The organism is Paenibacillus sp. J31R30, assembly GCF_059692115.1.
Genome location: NZ_JCAUAV010000018.1, coordinates 14,182 through 33,161, shown reverse-complemented (window position 1 = coordinate 33,161; position 18,980 = coordinate 14,182). Strand labels below are relative to the sequence as shown.

The 18,980-nt window shown below is 46.2% G+C and carries 16 protein-coding genes; 11 read left to right on the top strand and 5 right to left on the bottom strand.

Annotation, left to right across the window (positions count from 1 at the left end):
* Positions 1-17 precede the first annotated feature (17 nt).
* The 11 genes from AC58QO_RS30980 (at position 18) to AC58QO_RS30930 (ending at position 16,071) form a co-directional block, all read left to right on the top strand.
* Positions 18-1,553, top strand: a complete 1,536-nt coding sequence (locus AC58QO_RS30980) for an extracellular solute-binding protein (RefSeq protein ID WP_497272416.1) — start codon at positions 18-20, stop codon at positions 1,551-1,553.
* A gap of 87 nt (positions 1,554-1,640) precedes the next feature.
* The gene (locus tag AC58QO_RS30975) at positions 1,641-2,591 is read left to right on the top strand and encodes an ABC transporter permease (protein WP_497272414.1); all 951 of its coding nucleotides are present in this window, start codon (positions 1,641-1,643) and stop codon (positions 2,589-2,591) included.
* Positions 2,592-2,629: 38 nt separating this feature from the next.
* On the top strand, positions 2,630-3,505 hold the full coding sequence (locus AC58QO_RS30970; protein WP_497272412.1) for a carbohydrate ABC transporter permease: 876 nt from the start codon (positions 2,630-2,632) through the stop codon (positions 3,503-3,505).
* A gap of 41 nt (positions 3,506-3,546) precedes the next feature.
* Entirely contained in the window at positions 3,547-4,740 is a 1,194-nt protein-coding gene (locus tag AC58QO_RS30965; protein WP_497272410.1) for a hypothetical protein, read from the top strand.
* Positions 4,741-4,789: 49 nt separating this feature from the next.
* Positions 4,790-5,884: a glycoside hydrolase family 88/105 protein gene (locus AC58QO_RS30960; RefSeq protein ID WP_497272408.1), complete on the top strand. Its 1,095-nt coding sequence runs from the start codon at positions 4,790-4,792 to the stop codon at positions 5,882-5,884.
* Positions 5,885-5,903: 19 nt separating this feature from the next.
* Positions 5,904-7,415, top strand: coding sequence for a glycoside hydrolase family 28 protein (locus AC58QO_RS30955; RefSeq protein WP_497272406.1), 1,512 nt, complete (start codon positions 5,904-5,906; stop codon positions 7,413-7,415).
* A 150-nt stretch (positions 7,416-7,565) separates the two neighbouring features.
* Positions 7,566-12,968 (top strand): right-handed parallel beta-helix repeat-containing protein, encoded by a 5,403-nt coding sequence (locus AC58QO_RS30950; RefSeq protein ID WP_497272404.1) that lies wholly within the window; start codon positions 7,566-7,568, stop codon positions 12,966-12,968.
* A 179-nt stretch (positions 12,969-13,147) separates the two neighbouring features.
* Positions 13,148-13,858 (top strand): metallophosphoesterase family protein, encoded by a 711-nt coding sequence (locus AC58QO_RS30945; protein WP_497272402.1) that lies wholly within the window; start codon positions 13,148-13,150, stop codon positions 13,856-13,858.
* A gap of 71 nt (positions 13,859-13,929) precedes the next feature.
* Complete coding sequence (locus AC58QO_RS30940) at positions 13,930-14,835, top strand: AraC family transcriptional regulator (RefSeq protein ID WP_497272400.1); 906 nt, start codon at positions 13,930-13,932, stop codon at positions 14,833-14,835.
* Positions 14,836-15,283: 448 nt separating this feature from the next.
* Positions 15,284-15,619: a MerR family DNA-binding transcriptional regulator gene (locus AC58QO_RS30935; RefSeq protein WP_497272399.1), complete on the top strand. Its 336-nt coding sequence runs from the start codon at positions 15,284-15,286 to the stop codon at positions 15,617-15,619.
* A complete protein-coding gene (locus AC58QO_RS30930) occupies positions 15,616-16,071 on the top strand; it encodes an SRPBCC family protein (RefSeq protein WP_497272397.1) in 456 nt (151 codons plus the stop codon). The genes AC58QO_RS30935 and AC58QO_RS30930 overlap by 4 nt, the downstream gene beginning before the upstream one ends.
* A 76-nt stretch (positions 16,072-16,147) precedes the next feature.
* Here AC58QO_RS30930 and AC58QO_RS30925 read toward each other — a convergent pair whose 3' ends face one another.
* The 5 genes from AC58QO_RS30925 to AC58QO_RS30905 all read right to left on the bottom strand — a co-directional run bounded on the left by AC58QO_RS30925 (position 16,148) and on the right by AC58QO_RS30905 (position 18,790).
* Positions 16,148-16,525, bottom strand: a complete 378-nt coding sequence (locus AC58QO_RS30925; protein ID WP_497272396.1) for a DoxX family protein — start codon at positions 16,523-16,525, stop codon at positions 16,148-16,150.
* 68 nt (positions 16,526-16,593) lie between these two features.
* The gene (locus AC58QO_RS30920) at positions 16,594-17,361 is read right to left on the bottom strand and encodes a DODA-type extradiol aromatic ring-opening family dioxygenase (protein ID WP_497272395.1); all 768 of its coding nucleotides are present in this window, start codon (positions 17,359-17,361) and stop codon (positions 16,594-16,596) included.
* 219 nt (positions 17,362-17,580) lie between these two features.
* Positions 17,581-17,955, bottom strand: coding sequence for an ArsR/SmtB family transcription factor (locus tag AC58QO_RS30915; RefSeq protein ID WP_497272513.1), 375 nt, complete (start codon positions 17,953-17,955; stop codon positions 17,581-17,583).
* A 1-nt stretch (position 17,956) separates the two neighbouring features.
* Positions 17,957-18,379: an SRPBCC family protein gene (locus AC58QO_RS30910; RefSeq protein WP_497272393.1), complete on the bottom strand. Its 423-nt coding sequence runs from the start codon at positions 18,377-18,379 to the stop codon at positions 17,957-17,959.
* Between the two features lie 27 nt (positions 18,380-18,406).
* On the bottom strand, positions 18,407-18,790 hold the full coding sequence (locus tag AC58QO_RS30905; protein WP_497272391.1) for a hypothetical protein: 384 nt from the start codon (positions 18,788-18,790) through the stop codon (positions 18,407-18,409).
* Positions 18,791-18,980: the final 190 nt, after the last annotated feature.

Below are 18,980 nucleotides of genomic sequence, written 5' to 3'. Positions count from 1 at the left end.
ACGGAGGTCAACCCGATATGAAGAGAAAATTAGTCACGATTCCACTTAGCGTACTACTCGTTTCCAGCTTTGCTTTGGCAGCATGCGGAGATAAAGAAACGCCTGCATCAACAACGGCAGCAACAACAACTGCACCTACAGCGGCAACACCAAAGCCTACAGACAATACACCAACAGCGATTACCATCATGGCACCACTGAATACGGCACAAACGCCGCCGGATACGATTATTAAAGAACTTGAGAAGCTGACGAACACGAAGCTGACGTATCAGTTCTTCCCAGCAGACACGTATGAAGAGAAGTTGAATACGACTTTCGCAACTGGCGCACTGCCACAAGCAACGTATTTGAAAAACCAAGCGACGTTCATTCAAATGAAATCAGCGATCCGTGACGGACAGTTCTGGGAGATCGGACCTCTATTGAAGGACTTCCCGAACCTGAGCAAGCTGAAATCCACAACGAATGACAATACGAAAGTCGATGGCAAATTGTACACGTTGTACCGCGGTGTCGACATCGCTCGTCAAGGTCTAATCTACCGTAAGGATTGGGCAGATAAGTTAGGTCTGAAGCCTCCTGCTAATCTAGACGAATTATTCGCAATGGCGAAAGCGTTTACGGAAAACGATCCTGATGGCAACGGCAAAAAAGATACGATTGGTTTAACAGATCGTAACGATCTCATCTACGGAGCTTTCAAAACCATTGCTGCTTGGCAGGGCACACCAAATAACTGGGGCGTGAAAGACGGCAAGCTAGCTCCGGAATTCATGTTCCCGCAATATGTAGCGACCATGGATTATTTCAAAAAAATGCGTGATGGCGGCTACATCAACAAAGATTTCGCAGCAACAAGTAAAACGGATCAACAAAAGTTGTTCACTGCGGGTACGGCAGGTATGTACATCGGAGCGATGACGGATGTGACGACACTGAACAAGGATTTGGTTAAAAACGTTCCAAACGCAGTAGTTGATGTTCACAGTATGGTTGCTGGACCTGATGGCAAATTCGCACACTGGGCACTGCCTGGATTTGCAAACGTAGTTCTATTCCCGAAATCCGCGAATAAAACGGAAGCTGATCTTCGTAAAGTACTAGCTTACTTCGACAAAATGATGACACCAGAAGTAGCGAACATGGCAAACTGGGGTATCAAAGATAACCATTACAGTCTAACTGATAACAAAGCGAAAAAGCTGGACGATGAGAAATGGACACGCGAAGTGAAACCATTCACAGATGCAGCAATTGGTGATGAAGATACGTCGGGCAGATTCTTGGGTATTCCAACGATCCCAGCACAAGGAAAAGCAGACGAGTTGAAAATCGCGAACCTGAAGTTCGCTGTTCAAGATCCAGTAGCTGCACTTGATTCTAAAACAAACCTTGAAAAAGGTGTTCAAGCGCAAGCCGTTATCACTGATGCAACGAACAAATACATTTATGGAACAATCGATAAAGCAGGCTTTGATAAAGCGATTGAAGATTGGAAAGCTCGTGGCGGCAGCAAAATCATCGAAGAATACAACGCACTGAAAAAGTAATTCAGCAACAAAGTGTCTGACTAGTCAAGGTGAGAGGGCTGCTGAAACCGCGGCAGCCTTCTCCTTTTAAGGAAAGGAAGAAGTCCTATGCAAGAAGTGAATGTTGCACAAAACATGGTCGCTAGGAAGTCAAGCAGCGAGTTGAGCAGACGTCTTTGGAAAAATAAATGGATTTATGTCATGTTGCTGCCGGGGATTTTGTACTTTATCGTTTTCAAATATATCCCGATGTATGGATTAATCATTTCCTTTCAGAACTACAAGCCATTCAAAGGTGTTACCGGAAGCGAATGGGTCGGTTTGGAGCATTTTAAGCGGTTGTTCACAGAGCCGGATTTCCTGAACATTTTGAGCAATACGTTAATCTTGTTCGTCATGAATCTCTTGTTCTATTTCCCGATTCCGATCATCTTGGCACTCATGCTGAATGAGGTCAGAGGAGACCTGTTTAAGAAAGTTTTTCAAACGATTGTGTATCTGCCTCACTTTATGTCTTGGGTTATTATAGTCTCCATCAGCTTCGTTATGTTGACTATGGACGGCGGTATTATCAATGAGTTGATTTCGTATTTCGGCTTAGAAAAAGTGAACTTCTTATTAGCTCCAGAATGGTTCAGACCGATTTATATTTTGCAAGTGATTTGGCGTGAAGCAGGTTGGGGAACAATCATTTATTTGGCGGCGATTGCTTCTATTGATCCTGGATTGTATGAAGCTGCTCGCATGGATGGTGCAGGACGTCTTAGACAAGTGTGGCACATTACGCTGCCCGCGATTCGAAGTGTCATTATTGTTTTATTAATTTTGAAAATTGGTGCGGTTCTCGAACTCGGTTTTGAACATGTGTATTTGCTTCTTAACTCCATGAACCGAGAAGTTGCTGAGATCATTGATACTTATGTATATACAGCGGGTCTTAAACAAGGGCAATTCAGTTACAGCGCAGCAATTGGTTTGTTCAAATCATTCATTGGACTTGTGCTCGTGATGATTGTGAATCGGATTGCAAAGAAACTGGGCGAAGAAGGCGTTTACTAGGCTTGGGTAGAGTGTAAAGCAGCTAGGAGGTTGAAGTCGTGGTAGAAGATAAAACATTAGCCGGCAGAATGTTCGGTATCATTAACTATTTGTTATTAACCATCATCGGATTGATTACGATTATCCCGTTCGTGCACGTGGTGGCAGGTTCCTTCACGACGAGTGCGGAAATGGCGACGAAGAAGTTCGTCCTCATTCCGACGGATTGGAGTATCGAGGCCTATCGCTTTATTTTTTCAACGAATACCATTTTTAAAGCCATGGCGGTCTCGATTGGGTCGACGGCTGTCGGCACGGTGATCAGTATGTTCATCACAGCATTGATGGCTTACGGCTTGGCACGCAGAGATGTGGATGGACGTAAAATTATCATGTTCCTCGTTGTTTTTACAATGTTGTTCCATGGCGGCTTGATCCCGACGTTTCTCGTAGTAAAGGAACTTGGTATGATCGACACCTATGCGGCGTTGATTCTTCCAACAGCAGTCAGTGCATTTAACTTAATTATTTTGAAAAACTTCTTCCAAAACATCCCTGAAGGGCTCGAGGAGTCGGCGAAAATCGACGGTTGCAGCGACTTCGGTATCCTATTCCGTATCGTTCTGCCATTATCGATGCCTGCGATTGCAACGATCTCACTGTTCTACGCGGTTACGTATTGGAACACGTACTTGAGTGCGATTCTTTACATCAACGAAAGTGCCAAGTGGCCGATTCAAGTCTTGCTGCGCCAAATTGTCGTTCTTGCCAGCGGTTTGGATGTAAGTTCGGACTTGGACAGCGCGACACCACCACCAGCACAGTCGATTAAAATGGCTGTTATCGTCGTAGCTACGATTCCGATTCTGATTGTGTATCCGTTCTTGCAGAAGCATTTTGCTAAGGGCGCGATGATTGGATCCATTAAGGGTTAGTCTGTAAAGGACAAGACAACACAGTAAGCGGGGAAATGCGCATGACAGATGGGGAAAATCAGAGAGATCAGAGAGAAGATCATCAAGATATGAGGCTAGATCAAGATATGAGGCCAGATCAAGATCAAAGTGCAGAGATCAGCAAACTGCTTGCCGAAATGGATCAATTGTTTGATGGTTTTGGAGCGTGGCTTGGTGGGCAAAAGGATGCGGAAAGCGGCGGGTTTTATTACGCCGCAAGCTCCAGACGGATACCAGGCGGCGCTCCAGACATTGAATCGACGGCGCAAGCACTGAACATTCTGGAACGATGTGATTGGCTGGATGCCATGTCGACAGACGTGAAGCGCGGGTGTATCCGTTTCTTTCAAAGCAAGCAGGAGGCATCGTCAGGTTACTTCTATGACGAGAATCCGCTGATGCGCGAAGATGAAGTGATGGTTGCCCGCGCCATTTCCTATAGCTTGAATGCGTTGCGCAAGCTTGGCGGGCAGCCGCTTCATGCACTGCCTTACGAGGCGCAGCAAGCACCATCGTATATGGCTTCACCGGAGGACTATCTCATGTGGCTGAAGTCGGTTGAGCTAACGAACAGCTGGCGAGGCTGTGATCGCCTGTCGACCTCCAGCGTGTATGTGAAGCAAGTAGAGCCTGCGAGCCGCAGAGCTGAGTTTGCCCAAACAGCATTCGATTTCTTCGCCAATAAACAGGATCCTTTTACCGGTTTATGGGGGGAAGGGTCCTATTATGTGCGGATCTCGGGCACGTTCAAGCTGCACATCTTCTATGACCACTTCAACGTGCCTTTGCCAAGAGAGGAACGAATTTACCAAAGTATTCTCTATGCTTTACGGCATGAGGAAGCCGTTGACATGTGCTATATTCGTAATCCAATTCACTTATTGTCCTATATGAAGCTATCCATTCCGCTGGAAGACTTGCGAGAAATCATTGCGATTACATTGGGCAATATGAAGCGTTTGCTTCGTGCAGACGGGGGCTTTTCCCGTGAGCTGGCCCACTCGCCAATAGCGCCCAATGTGGCTCAGGTGAAGGAAGGCGAATATTACCCCGGCATGCCGAAGGCTGTCCAGATCGGGGGAGGCGAAGTGGAGGGCGATATGAACGCTGGCACACAGGCCTTGTTGATTCGTTCGGTCTGCTACCAGTTAGCAGGCAAGAAAGCGCCACCCCTGACCAAAGGGCCGACATTCCACGTAATGAATCAAAATTGAAACGTTTAAATTAATTATTTTCTCATTAGCGAAAGGAGAACTTCAAACCATGGCTCCTGTTCAGACGAAAACACCACTGGAGTGGGCACAAGCTGCCTGCGACTCGATCATGGACACGCATACGCCGATGGAGCTGCCGCCCGCAGGGCGTTGGCATTACCATCAAGGCGTATTCCTTTGCGGCATGGAAATGCTCGCAGAAGCCAGACAGGATGATCGCTATGACGCGTACATCCAAGGCTATGTCGATGGTCTAGTCGACGACAATGGCAGTCTCTACTTCGCGCGTGACGAGCTCGACGCGATGCAAGCAGGGCTGTTACTGTTCCGCTTGGAGCAGCGCACAGGCCAGCCGAAATACCGTGTTGCTGCGGATAAACTGCGCAACCTGCTCAAAACGCTGAACCTCACCTCCGAAGGCGGGTTCTGGCACAAAGACAAATACGCCAACCAAATGTGGTTGGATGGTTTATACATGGCCGGCGTATTCTCGCTGAAATACGCGAACGCCTTCGGCGAGACCGACTTGCGCCAAACTGTGCTGCACCAAGAGCAGCTCATGCGCAAGTACATGAAAGATGAGCGCACGGGTCTGCTGTACCATGCGTGGGACGAAAGCCGCCGCATGCCGTGGGCGAATCCTGAAACCGGCTGCTCGCCGGAATTCTGGGGACGTTCGCTTGGCTGGTACGGCCTAGCCGTCTCGCAATTCCTCGACGAATTGCCAGCTGACGAGCCTGGGCGCGAAGCGCTAGTGAAGTCGCTGTGCGACTTCGTATATACAATCATCCACTATCAGGACGCGAAGAGCGGCCTGTGGTATCAGGTAATCGACAAAGGCGATCAGCCTGATAACTGGCTCGAAAGCTCCTGTACAAGTCTATTCGTCTACACGATTGCCAAAGCCGTGAATCTCGGCATCGTTGGCCGCGAATGCGCGGAAGCAGCCGTGAAAGGGTATGAAGGCTTGCTGCGTACGTTGAAATTCGATGAGCAGGGGAGAGTTATTGTGCCGCTGATCTGTATTGGTACATCTGCGGGAGACTATGAGAACTATATAACGCGTCCAACGAGTGAGAATGATCTGCATGGTGTGGGAGCTTTTGTCATGGCGTGTGTTGAAGTTCAGGCATTGAATAAGTAAGGATCCGAAGGAGCGACCTATGGCGATCATTAACATAACAACGTTCGGCGCTATCGGTGATGGCGTAACGGACAATACGCAGGCTATCGCGGAGGCGATTGAGGCCTGCTCCCTGCAGGGCGGCGGAACGGTCTTCGTCCCAGCTGGTACGTATCTCACGGGCCGGATTGAGCTGCGCAGTTACATGACACTGGAGCTTGAGACGGGCTCAAAGCTGATGTTTATCAACGAGTTCGACAAGTATCCGCTCGTACAGACGCGCTGGTCAGGCTACGAATGCTACGGGTACTCCCCGCTCATTTATGGGAGAGGCTTGAAGAAGGTGTCTATCAAAGGTGACGGTATTATTGATGGACAAGGCAGAGCTTGGTGGCAGGCTTATCGCGAGATTCGTAAAGGCGGCACGATGGAATCCGCTCAGACGCAAGAACTCAAGGTAAAGAACCAAGCCTTGCGAGAAACCGTGAAGAGTAACATTGTAGAGTGGCCCTCCCAATTTCTAAGGCCGCCGCTGTTGCAATTGATCGATTGTGAGGGCGTTAAGCTCGAAGGCATCACCTTGCAAAACTCCCCTTTTTGGAATACACATTTGGTCTATTGCTCAGATGTTCAGCTGCATGGGGTGACGATTAAGAACCCGAATGATACGCCGAATGGCGACGGACTGGACATCGATTCTTGCCAAAATGTTCGTATTTCCGATTGCTTCTTCGATGTGGGTGACGACTGCTTGTGCATCAAATCCGGCATTGATGAGGATGGCCGGCGGGTAGGCAAGCCTTCCGAGTATATCGTGATTACCAACTGTACGATGCTAAGAGGACATGGCGGTGTCGTGCTTGGCAGCGAGATGGCTGGCGGTATTCGCAACGTGGTTATTTCCAATTGTATTTTCACGGGGACAGATCGTGGCATACGGATGAAAACGAACCGCGCCCGCGGCGGGTATATCAAAAATATTTTGGTCAGCAACATTTATATGGAAGATGTGTTTTGTCCGTTAACGATTAACTCGTTCTATCGGCACGGGGTTGACGAAAGCGATCCGTTGATCAGCAGTCCGGATGCTGTTCCCGTAACCGAATGCACGCCTGTGATCGAACACATTCGGATACATCAAGTAACCGCAAAGCGATCCCGCGCGGCTGCTGGCTTCCTCTACGGATTACCGGAAATGCCGATTCGTGACGTGCAGCTCTCGCATGTTCATATTGAGATGACGCTAGATCCTTCGGAGCAGGGGGATGAGCCTGACATGGTGCGTGAGAAGTTGATCATGGCAGGTGATGGCATGCTGTGCAAGCATGTTGCGGATTTGGAGCTTCATCATGTGCGTATCGAAACGCGGCAAGGTCCTGCTCTTCAATTAGAAGATGCGCATGGCGTCGATGTTCACTCACTTACAATGAAGGGGAAACATGCCGCGACGCCCGTTGTGCGTGTAGCACGTTCTGAGGATGTGTTCTTCTCGGGAAGGCAGTCGTTGGAGCCGGACTATCTGGAAGAAGTGAAAGAGGCGGTTCGTTCGTAAGATTGCCGCTAATGTAATTCGTGGATTGGGAAAGAAAGGACGCCAGATGGCGTCCTTCTATCCAAGTTGCTGTGGAAAGCATTAATAAGTCAGCAATAATGTAAGCGTATTCAATAGTTTGATTCTTTTGACAATATGGGGGGATGTTACTTGAAACAACAAAAACGATTGTTTGCAACCGTCATGTCGCTTGTTTTATTACTTTCAATAATTCCGTTTAGTGGATCCGCTGCAGCGGCTGTTGGGTCGGCGTGGACATTTGCAGGTTTTGGAGGAAGTACAGGGCTTACGGGTACTCCAGCTAAAAATTCCATATTAAACAATGCAGATGGGTCAGTTACCCTAAAAGCTGTTAATGGAGGGAAACTTGCTTCTACAGATGAAGGGCTGTCGTATTACTATAAACAGATAGACTTAACAACGGAGTCCAACTTTGAGATACATACTAAAGCAAAAGTAGTTAGTTTTACCAATCCGGCTAACACCCCTAACCAAGCTTCTTTTGGGATAATGGTCAGAGGGAACATCGGTTCAGGATCAACAGCTACAACATCAAATTATGTGGCGGTCGGTGGATTAGGTGTTGCTGCGGTCCCAACTACTGGTACCCCTGCTTCTACCGTTACTCAAGTGGTTTATAAAACGGGAGCTACTGCATTCACATCGGGTCAGGGTACGCAAGTTAAATCGAATGCTTTTAATAATGTCAATGACCCCATTGAAGGTGAAGAATATGATATTTCGATTAAGAAATCAGGGAATGCCTACCAACTAACGATAAATGGACAAAGTCAGACTCTATTTCTTGATTTATTTTCCCATTCCATATACGCAAATAAGGCATATGCAGGCTTTTATGTAGCTAGAGACGCGGAAGTCACTTTTAGTAATTTTGACATTAGCTTGGATTCTCATGTACCTAGTAGTATTACACTAGACAAAACGGCAATGAAAACCACGTATTTGAAGGATCAAACCTTAGATGCGACTGGTTTGACAGTAACCTCCGTAACTGGATCCGTGTACGAGGTATTATCAAACAATGATTATATCATTACAGGGTTTGACAGCAGTAAAGTTGGAACAAATACGGTTACAGTAAACTATAACGGAGCCATCAAAACGATTGATCTCACGATCGCTCCTTTGACAGTTACCGCATTGGATCTGACCTTAGTTCCTGCTAAAACGGTGTATTACACAGGTGACCAATTTGATCCAGTAGGTTTAGTCGTTACAGCTGGATACGATTCAGGAAGTAGAGCTGAACTTGCAAGTAATTTATACACAGTCTCGATTCCGAATGCAACAGTTACGGGGAATACGTATACGTTCGACACCCCGGGGACAAAAACCGTTACGATCAGATCGACGGAAACTCCTGCAAAAACCGCAACATTTAACGTGATCGTGAAAGATGCTTTGCTCACTGGTTTGGAAATCGCACAACCACCGCAAAAAACGCTTTATTATCTCGGTGATTCTTTCAAACCTAATGGGATGGTTGTCTATGCGAAATATAGTGATAATTCGAGAGTAAGACTAATGTCTAGCGAATACTCTGCTCTACTTGATACGAACAGTGCGGGTTCGAAGCAGGTTGAAATTTCGTATAGAGGACAAAAAACTTATTCTAACGTTACGGTTAAACAAAAAGCATTAACAGGGATCAAGGTTAACCAATATCCCAAAACTACTTATCTAGTCGGTGAAGATTTAGTCACTACCGGATTAAGTGTGTCAAAAGTATACGATAATCTGGATACAGAGCCTTTAACAAGCTTTTCAACAGATTCCTCCAATTATAATAAAAATATCGCAGGAACGTACGAAATACGAGTCATTCCTACAGATACAACCATTATGCCTATTACATTTAAAGTGGTCGTAAGAGCACCAGTGCAAACGCAATGGAATGCTATAAGATTCGGACAATCTACAACGGCAGTCAGTAATACAATAACGCCTAATGCAAATGGAACTGTAACCCTTGTAGCACTAGAAGGCGGCGGTAAAGTTACCGGTGATCATGATGGGATATCCTTCTACTACACAGAACTTGATGCCGTTCAAGATAACTTTGTGTTGTCGGCAGATGTTAAAGTTACCTTATATGCTAAAAATCCATACGATGGTCAAGAATCTTTTGGGATTATGGCTAGAGATGCAGTTGGTGCTCCTGGTGATTCCAGTGTATTCGCTTCTAATATTGCAGCAATAGGCGGTTACAGTGGCGGAACAACAAAGCCGATTGGAACTCAACTATTTGTAAGAACAGGTGTCGAAGCCAAGGATGGTACAGGCAGTAAAGGGATTCAAAGTACCATGCTAAACAATGTAAGACCTGCACTTGCTAACACTAGTCCTGCTGCGGCATACAAACTTACGCTTGCAAAAACAAATAGTGGTTTTACTGGGAAATTGAATACAGGTACAGATGTACAATACTTTATTCCTGATATCATGAACGTTCAAGATTCCAAAATGTATGTAGGGTTTTATGCAGCACGTCTTGCGACGATTGATGTAAGCAATATCCAGTTGAAAGTAACAGCAGCAGAAGCTGATGCACCAAAAGTTGAAGGACCCAAAGAATCAGTTACACCTGATCTTCAAATTCTATCATTGGATAAAACTTCAAAGACTGACTATGACCTAACGATAAAGTCTACTGTGAACGGTACGGTAACGATCAAAAAAGGTGAAGAAGTGATCGCATTAGATCAAACCGTTGAAGCTGGAAAAACGATTACGTTGAAAACTTCGGTTGCCGAGAACGCAACTACGAACTTTAGCGCTACTTTATTGCCAGATGATACACAGCTTCTAACATCATATGGCAGATTGGTGAAAACCTTCTCGGTCACGATGAAGACGTTTGGTCAAGGCGCAGACATTTATGTATCTCCAACCGGGACTAGTACGGGTACAGGTTCCAGCAGCAGTCCACTTGACCTTGACACAGCTATCGCATATGTAAGCGCGGGTCAGAAGATCATTGTGCAAGATGGTAGATATGTTCGTAAGTCAAAACTAGACATTAAGAAGGGCAATGACGGTACTGCCAATGCCAAGAAGTCTCTCATTGCCGCTCTAGGTGCAAAACCTGTCATTGACTTTGCCAGGAAGTCTGAGGGTGTTGTATTAAGTGGGAATTACTGGAACGTTAATGGGATTGATTTTAAACGCTCGGCTGGCAATACGAAAGGCTTTACGGTAGGCGGGAATTACAACATCGTTGAGAACAGCCGATTCTATTCGAACGGTGACACGGGACTACAGATCAGCAGCACAGATGGATCCACGGATAAATCGACATGGCCGTCGTACAATCTGATTTTGAACAATGAATCCTTTGATAATATAGATCCATCCAATAACAATGCCGATGGTTTTGCGGCAAAACTGACAGCGGGTGTAGGCAATGTTTTCAGAGGTGATATTGCTCACAATAACATTGATGACGGCTGGGATCTTTACACCAAAGTAGGTTCGGGTGCGATAGGCGCTGTTACGATTGAGGATAGCATCGCTTATAATAACGGTACATTAACGAATGGCAGTAAAGGTGAAGGAGACAAGAATGGCTTCAAGCTTGGAGGTGAAGGCATTCACGTACCTCATATCATTCGCAATAGCATTGCTTTTGGCAATGGTGCTAATGGTTTTACAAGTAATAGTAACCCAGGTGTCAGAGCTGAAAATAATATTGGCTTTAACAATGCCAAAGGTAACTTAAGCTTTACAACGTATTCAGGCATACCTACTGATTTTACAATTAATGGATTTGTTTCCTATCAAAAAACGGTATCTGTCAAAGACAGTTATCCGTCGGAATTAAAAGCTAACAATAACTACATGTTTGACGGTTCTATATCCGTTAACAAATCGGGTATTCAACTTACGGATGCCAACTTTACAAGTTTAGTACCGGTTGAATCGTACACAAGAAATGAAGACGGCACCATCATCTGGGGGACCTTCCTTCAATTTACTGCACCGCTGTCTGCGCCAACAAGTTTGACGGTCAGTGCAAGTGACGCAAAAGCGTTTTTAAATTGGAGTACCGTTACTGGAGCTACCTATTATAACGTTTATCGTGGAATGGGTGAAAATGGCTCCTATGAAAAAATTGCAACAAATGTTACGAGTGCAACGTATACAAATAGCGAATTAACTAACGGTATGACTTATTATTACAAGGTTACTGGAGCAAACGCTTTAGGGGAAGGTCAATATTCGAATTCAGTAAGTGTAGTGCCTTCTAAATCAGATGACTATGCACCTGGAGGTTCGGCGCCTGCTGCTCCAATCAGCAACGATGATGGCGTGCAAGTGTCAATCGCACCAGTAAATCAAACGATCAACGGGAAAACCGTTGCGGTAGTTACAGTGGATGGAAGTACTTTGGGCAAAGCTTTTGATGCACTCAAAACAAAAGAATCCAAGGATCAAAGAATTAATATTGAAGTAAAAAGTAGCGAAGGAGCAGCTAAGGTTCAGCTTGAAGCTAACGCTTTATCGGCAGGTCTGGCAAATGCTCCAGATACAGTATTATCCATTAAAAGCAATGAAGTAACTTACAATCTTCCAGCGAAGTCGTTGAATCTTGCGGATATTGCTAAAACGCTTGGTACCGACGTAAGCAATGTGAAAATTAATATCTCTATCGAAAAAGTTACTGGCCCTACAGCAGATCTGATTAACGCTAAAGCCAAACAAGCAGGCTTATCCCTCCTTTCTGGTGCAGTTGATTTCACCATTACTGCGGAAGGCAATGGTAAGACAACAACATTGAACGATTTTGGAAATACTTATGTGCCTAGAACGATTACTCTTGTTCAAACGGTAGGTTCCAATCAATTAACTGCCGTCATGTACAACCCGGAAACTGGGGAGATGACCTTCGTTCCTGCAATTTTTGCAACAGTAAATGGTAAGACAGAAGCTACGATCAAACGTCAAGGTAACAGTATCTACACGGTCGTTCAATCTTTCAAAACGTTCGACGACGTGAAAGGGCACTGGGCGAAAGCGGATGTGGAATTACTTGCTTCCAAATTGGTTATTAAAGGAGTAAGCGACACTCAATTCGCACCAAATTCAAACATTACTCGTGCTGAATTTGCAGCTCTTCTGATTAGATCGCTTGGCTTGAAAGAGGAGATTTCAGCAAAATTCGCAGATGTACCTTCGAATAGTTGGTTCGCGGGAGCAGTTGGATCATCTGTTAAGGCTGGTTTGATTGATGGCTTTGAAGATGGCTCTTTCAAACCGAATGAGCGTATCACGAGAGAGCAGATGGCGGTTATGATCACGCGAGCAATGAAATTTGCCGGCAAATCAGCTGTAGTTGACCTCAAGCAATTAGACAAATTTACGGATAGCAAGGGATTGGGCGTATGGTCCAAAGATGCCGTAGCTGTTGCGGTAAGCGCTGGTATTGTAAATGGCGTAACCGCAACGGAATTTGTTCCAGCAGCTCCGGCGACAAGAGCAGAAGCCGCGGTAATGCTGAAGAGATTCTTACAATTTGTTCAGTTTATCAATTAATTCGTTTTTGGAGGACGTCCATCAGGGCGTCCTTTTTTCTCATATTTCATAAGTTACCAATCGTTCAAGACAGGTAATGACTATGCTAAAATAGAATAATAGATAGTCATGCTAAATCTAATAGATGCCCGTAAATAAGATAGATTGGGTACGGAGCGCAACATCAGGGGGAACGGTCTATGAAACGATTACTAGCAGTCAGCGATATCCACGGCTGTGCGGATGAATTTAAGGAGTTACTAGATAAAGTAAAGTTCAATGCGGAAGAGGATCAGCTTGTTCTGCTTGGAGATTATGTGGATCGGGGGCCAGCGAGCCGGGAGACCGTGGAGCATGTGATGCATTTGGTTCGTGAAAAAGGGGCGATTGCTCTCAAAGGGAATCATGATCAACGCTTTCTGGAAGTGATGGGCGAGACGGATGCTTTGACGGAGATGAAGTTTTTCGAGCATGGCGGCATTCAGACATTCCAAAGCTTCAGCGGTGTTAGGGACTTTGATTTGAAAACAGCGAAGGAGCGCATTCGGGCGAATTGCGGCGAGCATCTTGCATTTCTACGGGATCTGCCGCTGTATCACGAGACTGACACGCATATCTTTGTACATGCTGGGCTAAATCCTGCCTATGCAGACTGGAAAACGCAGCCGGAGCGGGACTTTATCTGGATTCGTGCGCCATTCGTGCAGCAGAAAACGGTTGTGAAGAAGCCTGTTGTATTCGGGCACACGACGACGAAGGATATTCACGGCAAAGCGGATGTGTGGTTTGATACGGATAAAATCGGGATCGACGGCGGCTGTGCCTACGGTCTGCAACTGAATCTTCTGGAGATTAAGGGGAAGAATCAGTACAAGACCTACTCCGTTGCTTCCAAAGGGAGTTGGAGATAGGAGCAAGAAATATCAAGAAGCGTAGTTCCGAATGGCGTAAACTGAGGTTAACAAGCTGAAGGAGGCAAAAGATGGACACCACTTATGAGTCGCGGATTCAGATGACGCTGGATCATATTGAGGAACATCTATCGGGATCGCTGTCCGTGGAGTGCTTAGCCGAGGTAGCCTGCTTCTCAGCCTTTCATTTCCATCGGGTCTTTCAAACCATGGTGGGGGACGCTGTGATGGAATATGTTCGCAAGAGAAGATTAGCGAGAGCGGCTTATCAAATCGCACATACGGATCAGAAATTAATCGATATTGCCTTCGATAATGGCTTTGGGTCACCAGAGAATTTCACGCGGGCATTCAAAAAGGTGTTTGAACGTACGCCGCTTGCTTACCGCAAGGAAGGCATTCGACCGCCTAGTTATCCCAAAGTGAATGTGCTGGATCGGAAGTTTAATCCCTATTTAGGAGGAATACGTATGAACTACGCTTTGAAAACGAAACCAGGATTCAAATTAATTGGGTATGAATTAAAGACCTCGTGCAAAGAGGGGGAAAATCTTCGAGATATTCCTGCTTTTTGGCAAAAATACATGCAAGAAGGGCTGGGGGAACACATCCCGAACCGCGTTCACACAGGGCTGCCAGTCGAGATTGGGGTCTGCGCGGATGTTGACTTGGAGAGCGGAGATATGACCTACATCATCGGGATGGAGGCGACGAGCTTCGAGAATGTGCCAGAGAATCTGGTGTGCCGTGAGTTTCCAGAGGCGAATTACGCTGTATTTACGACACCGAAGGTGCCTCAGGATCAGTTTGTTGCGTCCATTCAGAGTACGTGGAACACGATTTTCACGGAATGGTTTCCTCATTCAGGGTATGAGCATGCGGGGGGCGCCGAGTTTGAATACTATGATGAGCGCTGTCATGCCAACCTGCACGAGCTTGTAGAGATGGATATCTATATTCCAATCAAAGCAAAGTAAACTGTCGGAAATAGGATGGGTGCAAGCTGTAACAAAGGAGGAATCATTTGTCACGTAAATGACATCTGAATTTCATCTCTCCTTAAGGTTCGGGGCCTATAATGAAATTCGACCCCCTTTTAAATATATATACCTTAAGACTCGCGGCCCGTTGCTGTGGGTCTCTTTTTTTTTGCGGAAACTTACATAGTGATAAAGAAGCAAGTAGTGTCAGTTACTTAATGATATAATATCGGCAGAATAAAGATGATATGGATGCAATTCTAGAATAGAAGGTCAAATTTGAATGGAGGATCTGCATGTTGCGTGTAAGGAATTGTGGCAGCGCTTCCTTTTGTCAATGTGGGGCTATGGGTCGTGTTCCCTCCGAAGAACGATGGCTCTCGGGCAGAAGGCCTCTTGACCCTGTAGTGCACCCAACGGTTTATTATTTTCATGGGAGGGAAAGATGTACAAGATTAGTGAGTTCTCGGAAATGACGGGGTTAAGCAAAGATACATTGCGGTATTATGCAGAAGTGGGGCTGCTTGAGCCTGCTTCGATTGACCCGATGAACAATTATCGGTATTACGATGATGGAAGCTACTTTCTAGCTGTTCTATTAATCAAATTTGGCTTTACGATACAGGAAATGCGTTCCGTGATGGCGGATGAGTCTTTCGCTCATTTGGACGAATTGTTGGTACAGAAAAGAGAACAGATACAGAAACAAATTGAAGAACTGCAAGAGCAGGCTGGGGAAATCGATGAATTTCTGGCTTCGGGGAAGGATGAGCATACATGATCGAATGGAAAGAAGAAATCGTAATTAGAGCAGAGATTGAGAAGGTATGGGCCTTATTTTCGGATAAAAATATCAAGCGAATTATGCCTAAAGTAGAGGAACATACGCTCATGGAGAAGAGTGAAACGGAAGCGGGGGCCAAGCATCAGCAGAAGTACCGAGAAGGCAAACGTGTGGAAACGTATATCGTTGAAACCTTAGCATATGAAGATCAGGAGAGCGAGAAGCGGAAGACGATCAGCTTTGTCTTGGGAAAGGCGTTTGAGATCAAGCTTACGTTTCGGTTAATTAAGATCGATCATACGCATACGAAATTTATTTATGAGGGTCACAATAAAGGTGTTAATTTTGTTGGAAGAGCGATGTTGAAGCTCGGCAGCGAGAAAAGCAACCTGAAAGTGGTGCATGAGTTTATGCAAAGGGTTGAACAAGAAGCGATGAAGTCCGAGTAGGTTTCGGTAGTATCGGGTAAGTAAAAAAAGCGAACGGGCCATTGGCTCGCACGCTTTTTTGGCGTAATGACGCCGCTTAGGCCCTCTCTCGCTCCCGTTCACGTTGACGTGAGCTGCTCACAACAACGAATATCGCCATAAGGAGGAAAATGAGCGGCAGCACCGCGGTGCGCATCCCCTCGTGGGAGCGGATGTGGGTCAGCATGGCGCTAGCCATAATCATGGCGATGACGCCTGCGGAGAGGAGCGCAATCCGCGGGCGCCACAGGCCGATGATAAGCCCGATGCCGGCGACTAGCTCTACGGCGCCAACGATGTACATGAACCCTACAGTGTATCCATAGGTGGACGTGAAGATTTTCATTTGCAGGTCATGGGTAGACAGCTTCAAAATCCCAAACATGACATACGCTGCTGCCAATAAGATTTGAATGATGCGAGTCGTCCATGTCAAAGCCAGAGCACCTCTGTTTGTTGGAATTGGTTATGTTAGCATGTGCAAACCAACCAATTTCATGCTGCTTAAAATGACACGGCTAGATAGCTCAGCGAACCGACTTCATAGCTGCGGTGAATGATCTCGACAGGCCGCCCAGGGTCGCCGCTGCCCATCGCGATGAATAGCGGAATGAAATGCTCGGGGCGTGGTACCGCCATCTTCGCATTCGGTGCTTCTGCGGCGTAGTTGAACAACGCCTCTAAGTTCTGAGCTTGCATGTTGGCAGCAAGCCAATCGTCAAATGCAACCGCCCAAGCATCCGGCTCGGTGGCGTTCCAGTTCAACGCGCGCAGGTTATGCACTGTGGCGCCGCTACCGATGATCAGGACGTCTTCCTGATCGAGTCCACGCAAGGCTTCGCCGATCCGATACTGCTCGGCAGGCGGCAGGTATGGATTCACGGACACTTGAATGACAGGGCATTCTGGTGTCGGGAACATCCTTAACAACGGAACCCAAGAGCCATGATCTAGGCCGCGTGTGCGATCGAACTGCACGGGAATATCTTTCGCCTGAAACCGTTCCGCGATCGATTGCGCGAGAGCAACGTCACCTTTGGCGGGATATTTTAGCTGAAATAGCTCATCGGGGAAGCCGCGGAAATCGTAAATCGTTTCGTACACATCATTGGTGGAAGATATGGTGAGTACTTCTGTTTCCCAATGTGCGGTGAAGAGGACGATCGCTTTGGGCGACAACTTTTTACCGTAATCGAGCAGAAATTGTGTACATGCAGTATCCTGAAGAGCCATCATGGGCGAACCGTGGCCTACAAAAATCGGTGAAATCATAGCGCACATCTCCTTTAATTCATCATAAGTTTATTTACTTAAATATATTTAGTTACTTTATGTAATTAATGATACGCCTCTGGAAATGTTTAGTCAAGTAAGTAAATTACTTTTAGTAAGCTAAAAACGGATTGAAGAAAGGGGTGTGAATATAGGCGCCCCTACCGCGAAAACGCAAATGAGCCTCCCGGAAGGGGAGACTCTCTCACGCAATAACTTCTATTTGTTCGGATCCACAACTTCAAGAGGTGAGAACGTAAGCCCAGCTGCGTCATCATCCTGTTCGACGAAGCGTTTGAGCACATTGAGCTTGTTTTCCCAATAGCGCTCATAATAGGATAGCCAACGTTTGAGCTCCATCAGCGGCTCGGCCTCCAATCGGTATCGGGTTTCGCGGCCCACCTTGCGTTCCTTCACGAGACCTGCTTCGGCAAGTATGCGAAGGTGCTTCGAAACGGCCGTACGGCTCATTGGAAAATGGCTAGAGATGGCGGTGACAGGCATTTCCTCATCACCCAGTAGCTGCAGCAAATGTCGTCGCGTCGGATCGGCTATGGCCTGAAAGACGTCATGCTTTTGCGCGGGAATGGCCATCTTAAGCCTCGACGTAAGCAGTAAGTCTAAGGACGATACCTGCCCAACCTTGCGCCATGTTCCCGCGAACATCTTCATGCGGTTGACCGAATTCGGTGACCTTATCGATATCCCAACCGCCATGAGTTAGGGTGAATTCTGTTCTGCCATCAAGATCTGACAATTCAAAGGTTAGAAACCAGTCTTTCCCCCAGGAAAAGGTCAATCGATTCGGAGGGTCTAGTTCAGTAACCTTACAAGGGGATTTACCGAAAGGGCCAGCTTCCAAATGGAATTCGTAGCCGATTTCCGGCATGAAATTATTCGGCATGAACCATACGGCAATGCCTTCAGAAGTGGCTACGGCATTCCAAACTTTTTGAATCGGCGCATTGAAAATGAGTGTTTGTTTAATATCAGATAGGGTTTGCATGTGATTTTCCATAGTAAAAGGCCTCCAGTGATGTAATCGTTATTTACTTTTTACCTTACTCGTATGACGAAATCGCAGAGCGGACCATGTATCATCCACCGCGACATTACTAACTGCGCGGTAATCAGTCGTATCGGCAACCAGCCCGAATAGACTGTCTCGGTTAATATCTGTTTTGATCTTCGAGCTTTGCTTAGGATACGTGATCCAGAACAAAGCATCCTCATTCAAATAGGCAATCGCTTTATGGACCCAAGTGTTCACTTCAGCAGCATTATTAACAAAAAGCTGAACAAAATCATAAGTACCGCTCGGCGCCCCATCTTCCTCGACACCGAGTACATAGCCCTCAGGCGCTTGCATGACAAGTGCTCTTCCTTTTTTATAGCGAGCTTTTTCAGAAGCTCCTCTTGCATCAGACAATCTCCCTTCAAAAATAAAGCTCTCTACTTAGTTTTCCCGCAAAATCACTTTTCCATCGGTCCGTAAATGCGGAACCATTTGGTTACGTATTCTATTATATGAAACCATTTGGTTACATGTCAAGGTGTACGCCAATGCGCAACTTATGGGCAATATGGAATATTTTAAGCGGAACTGCTCAGAATAAAGG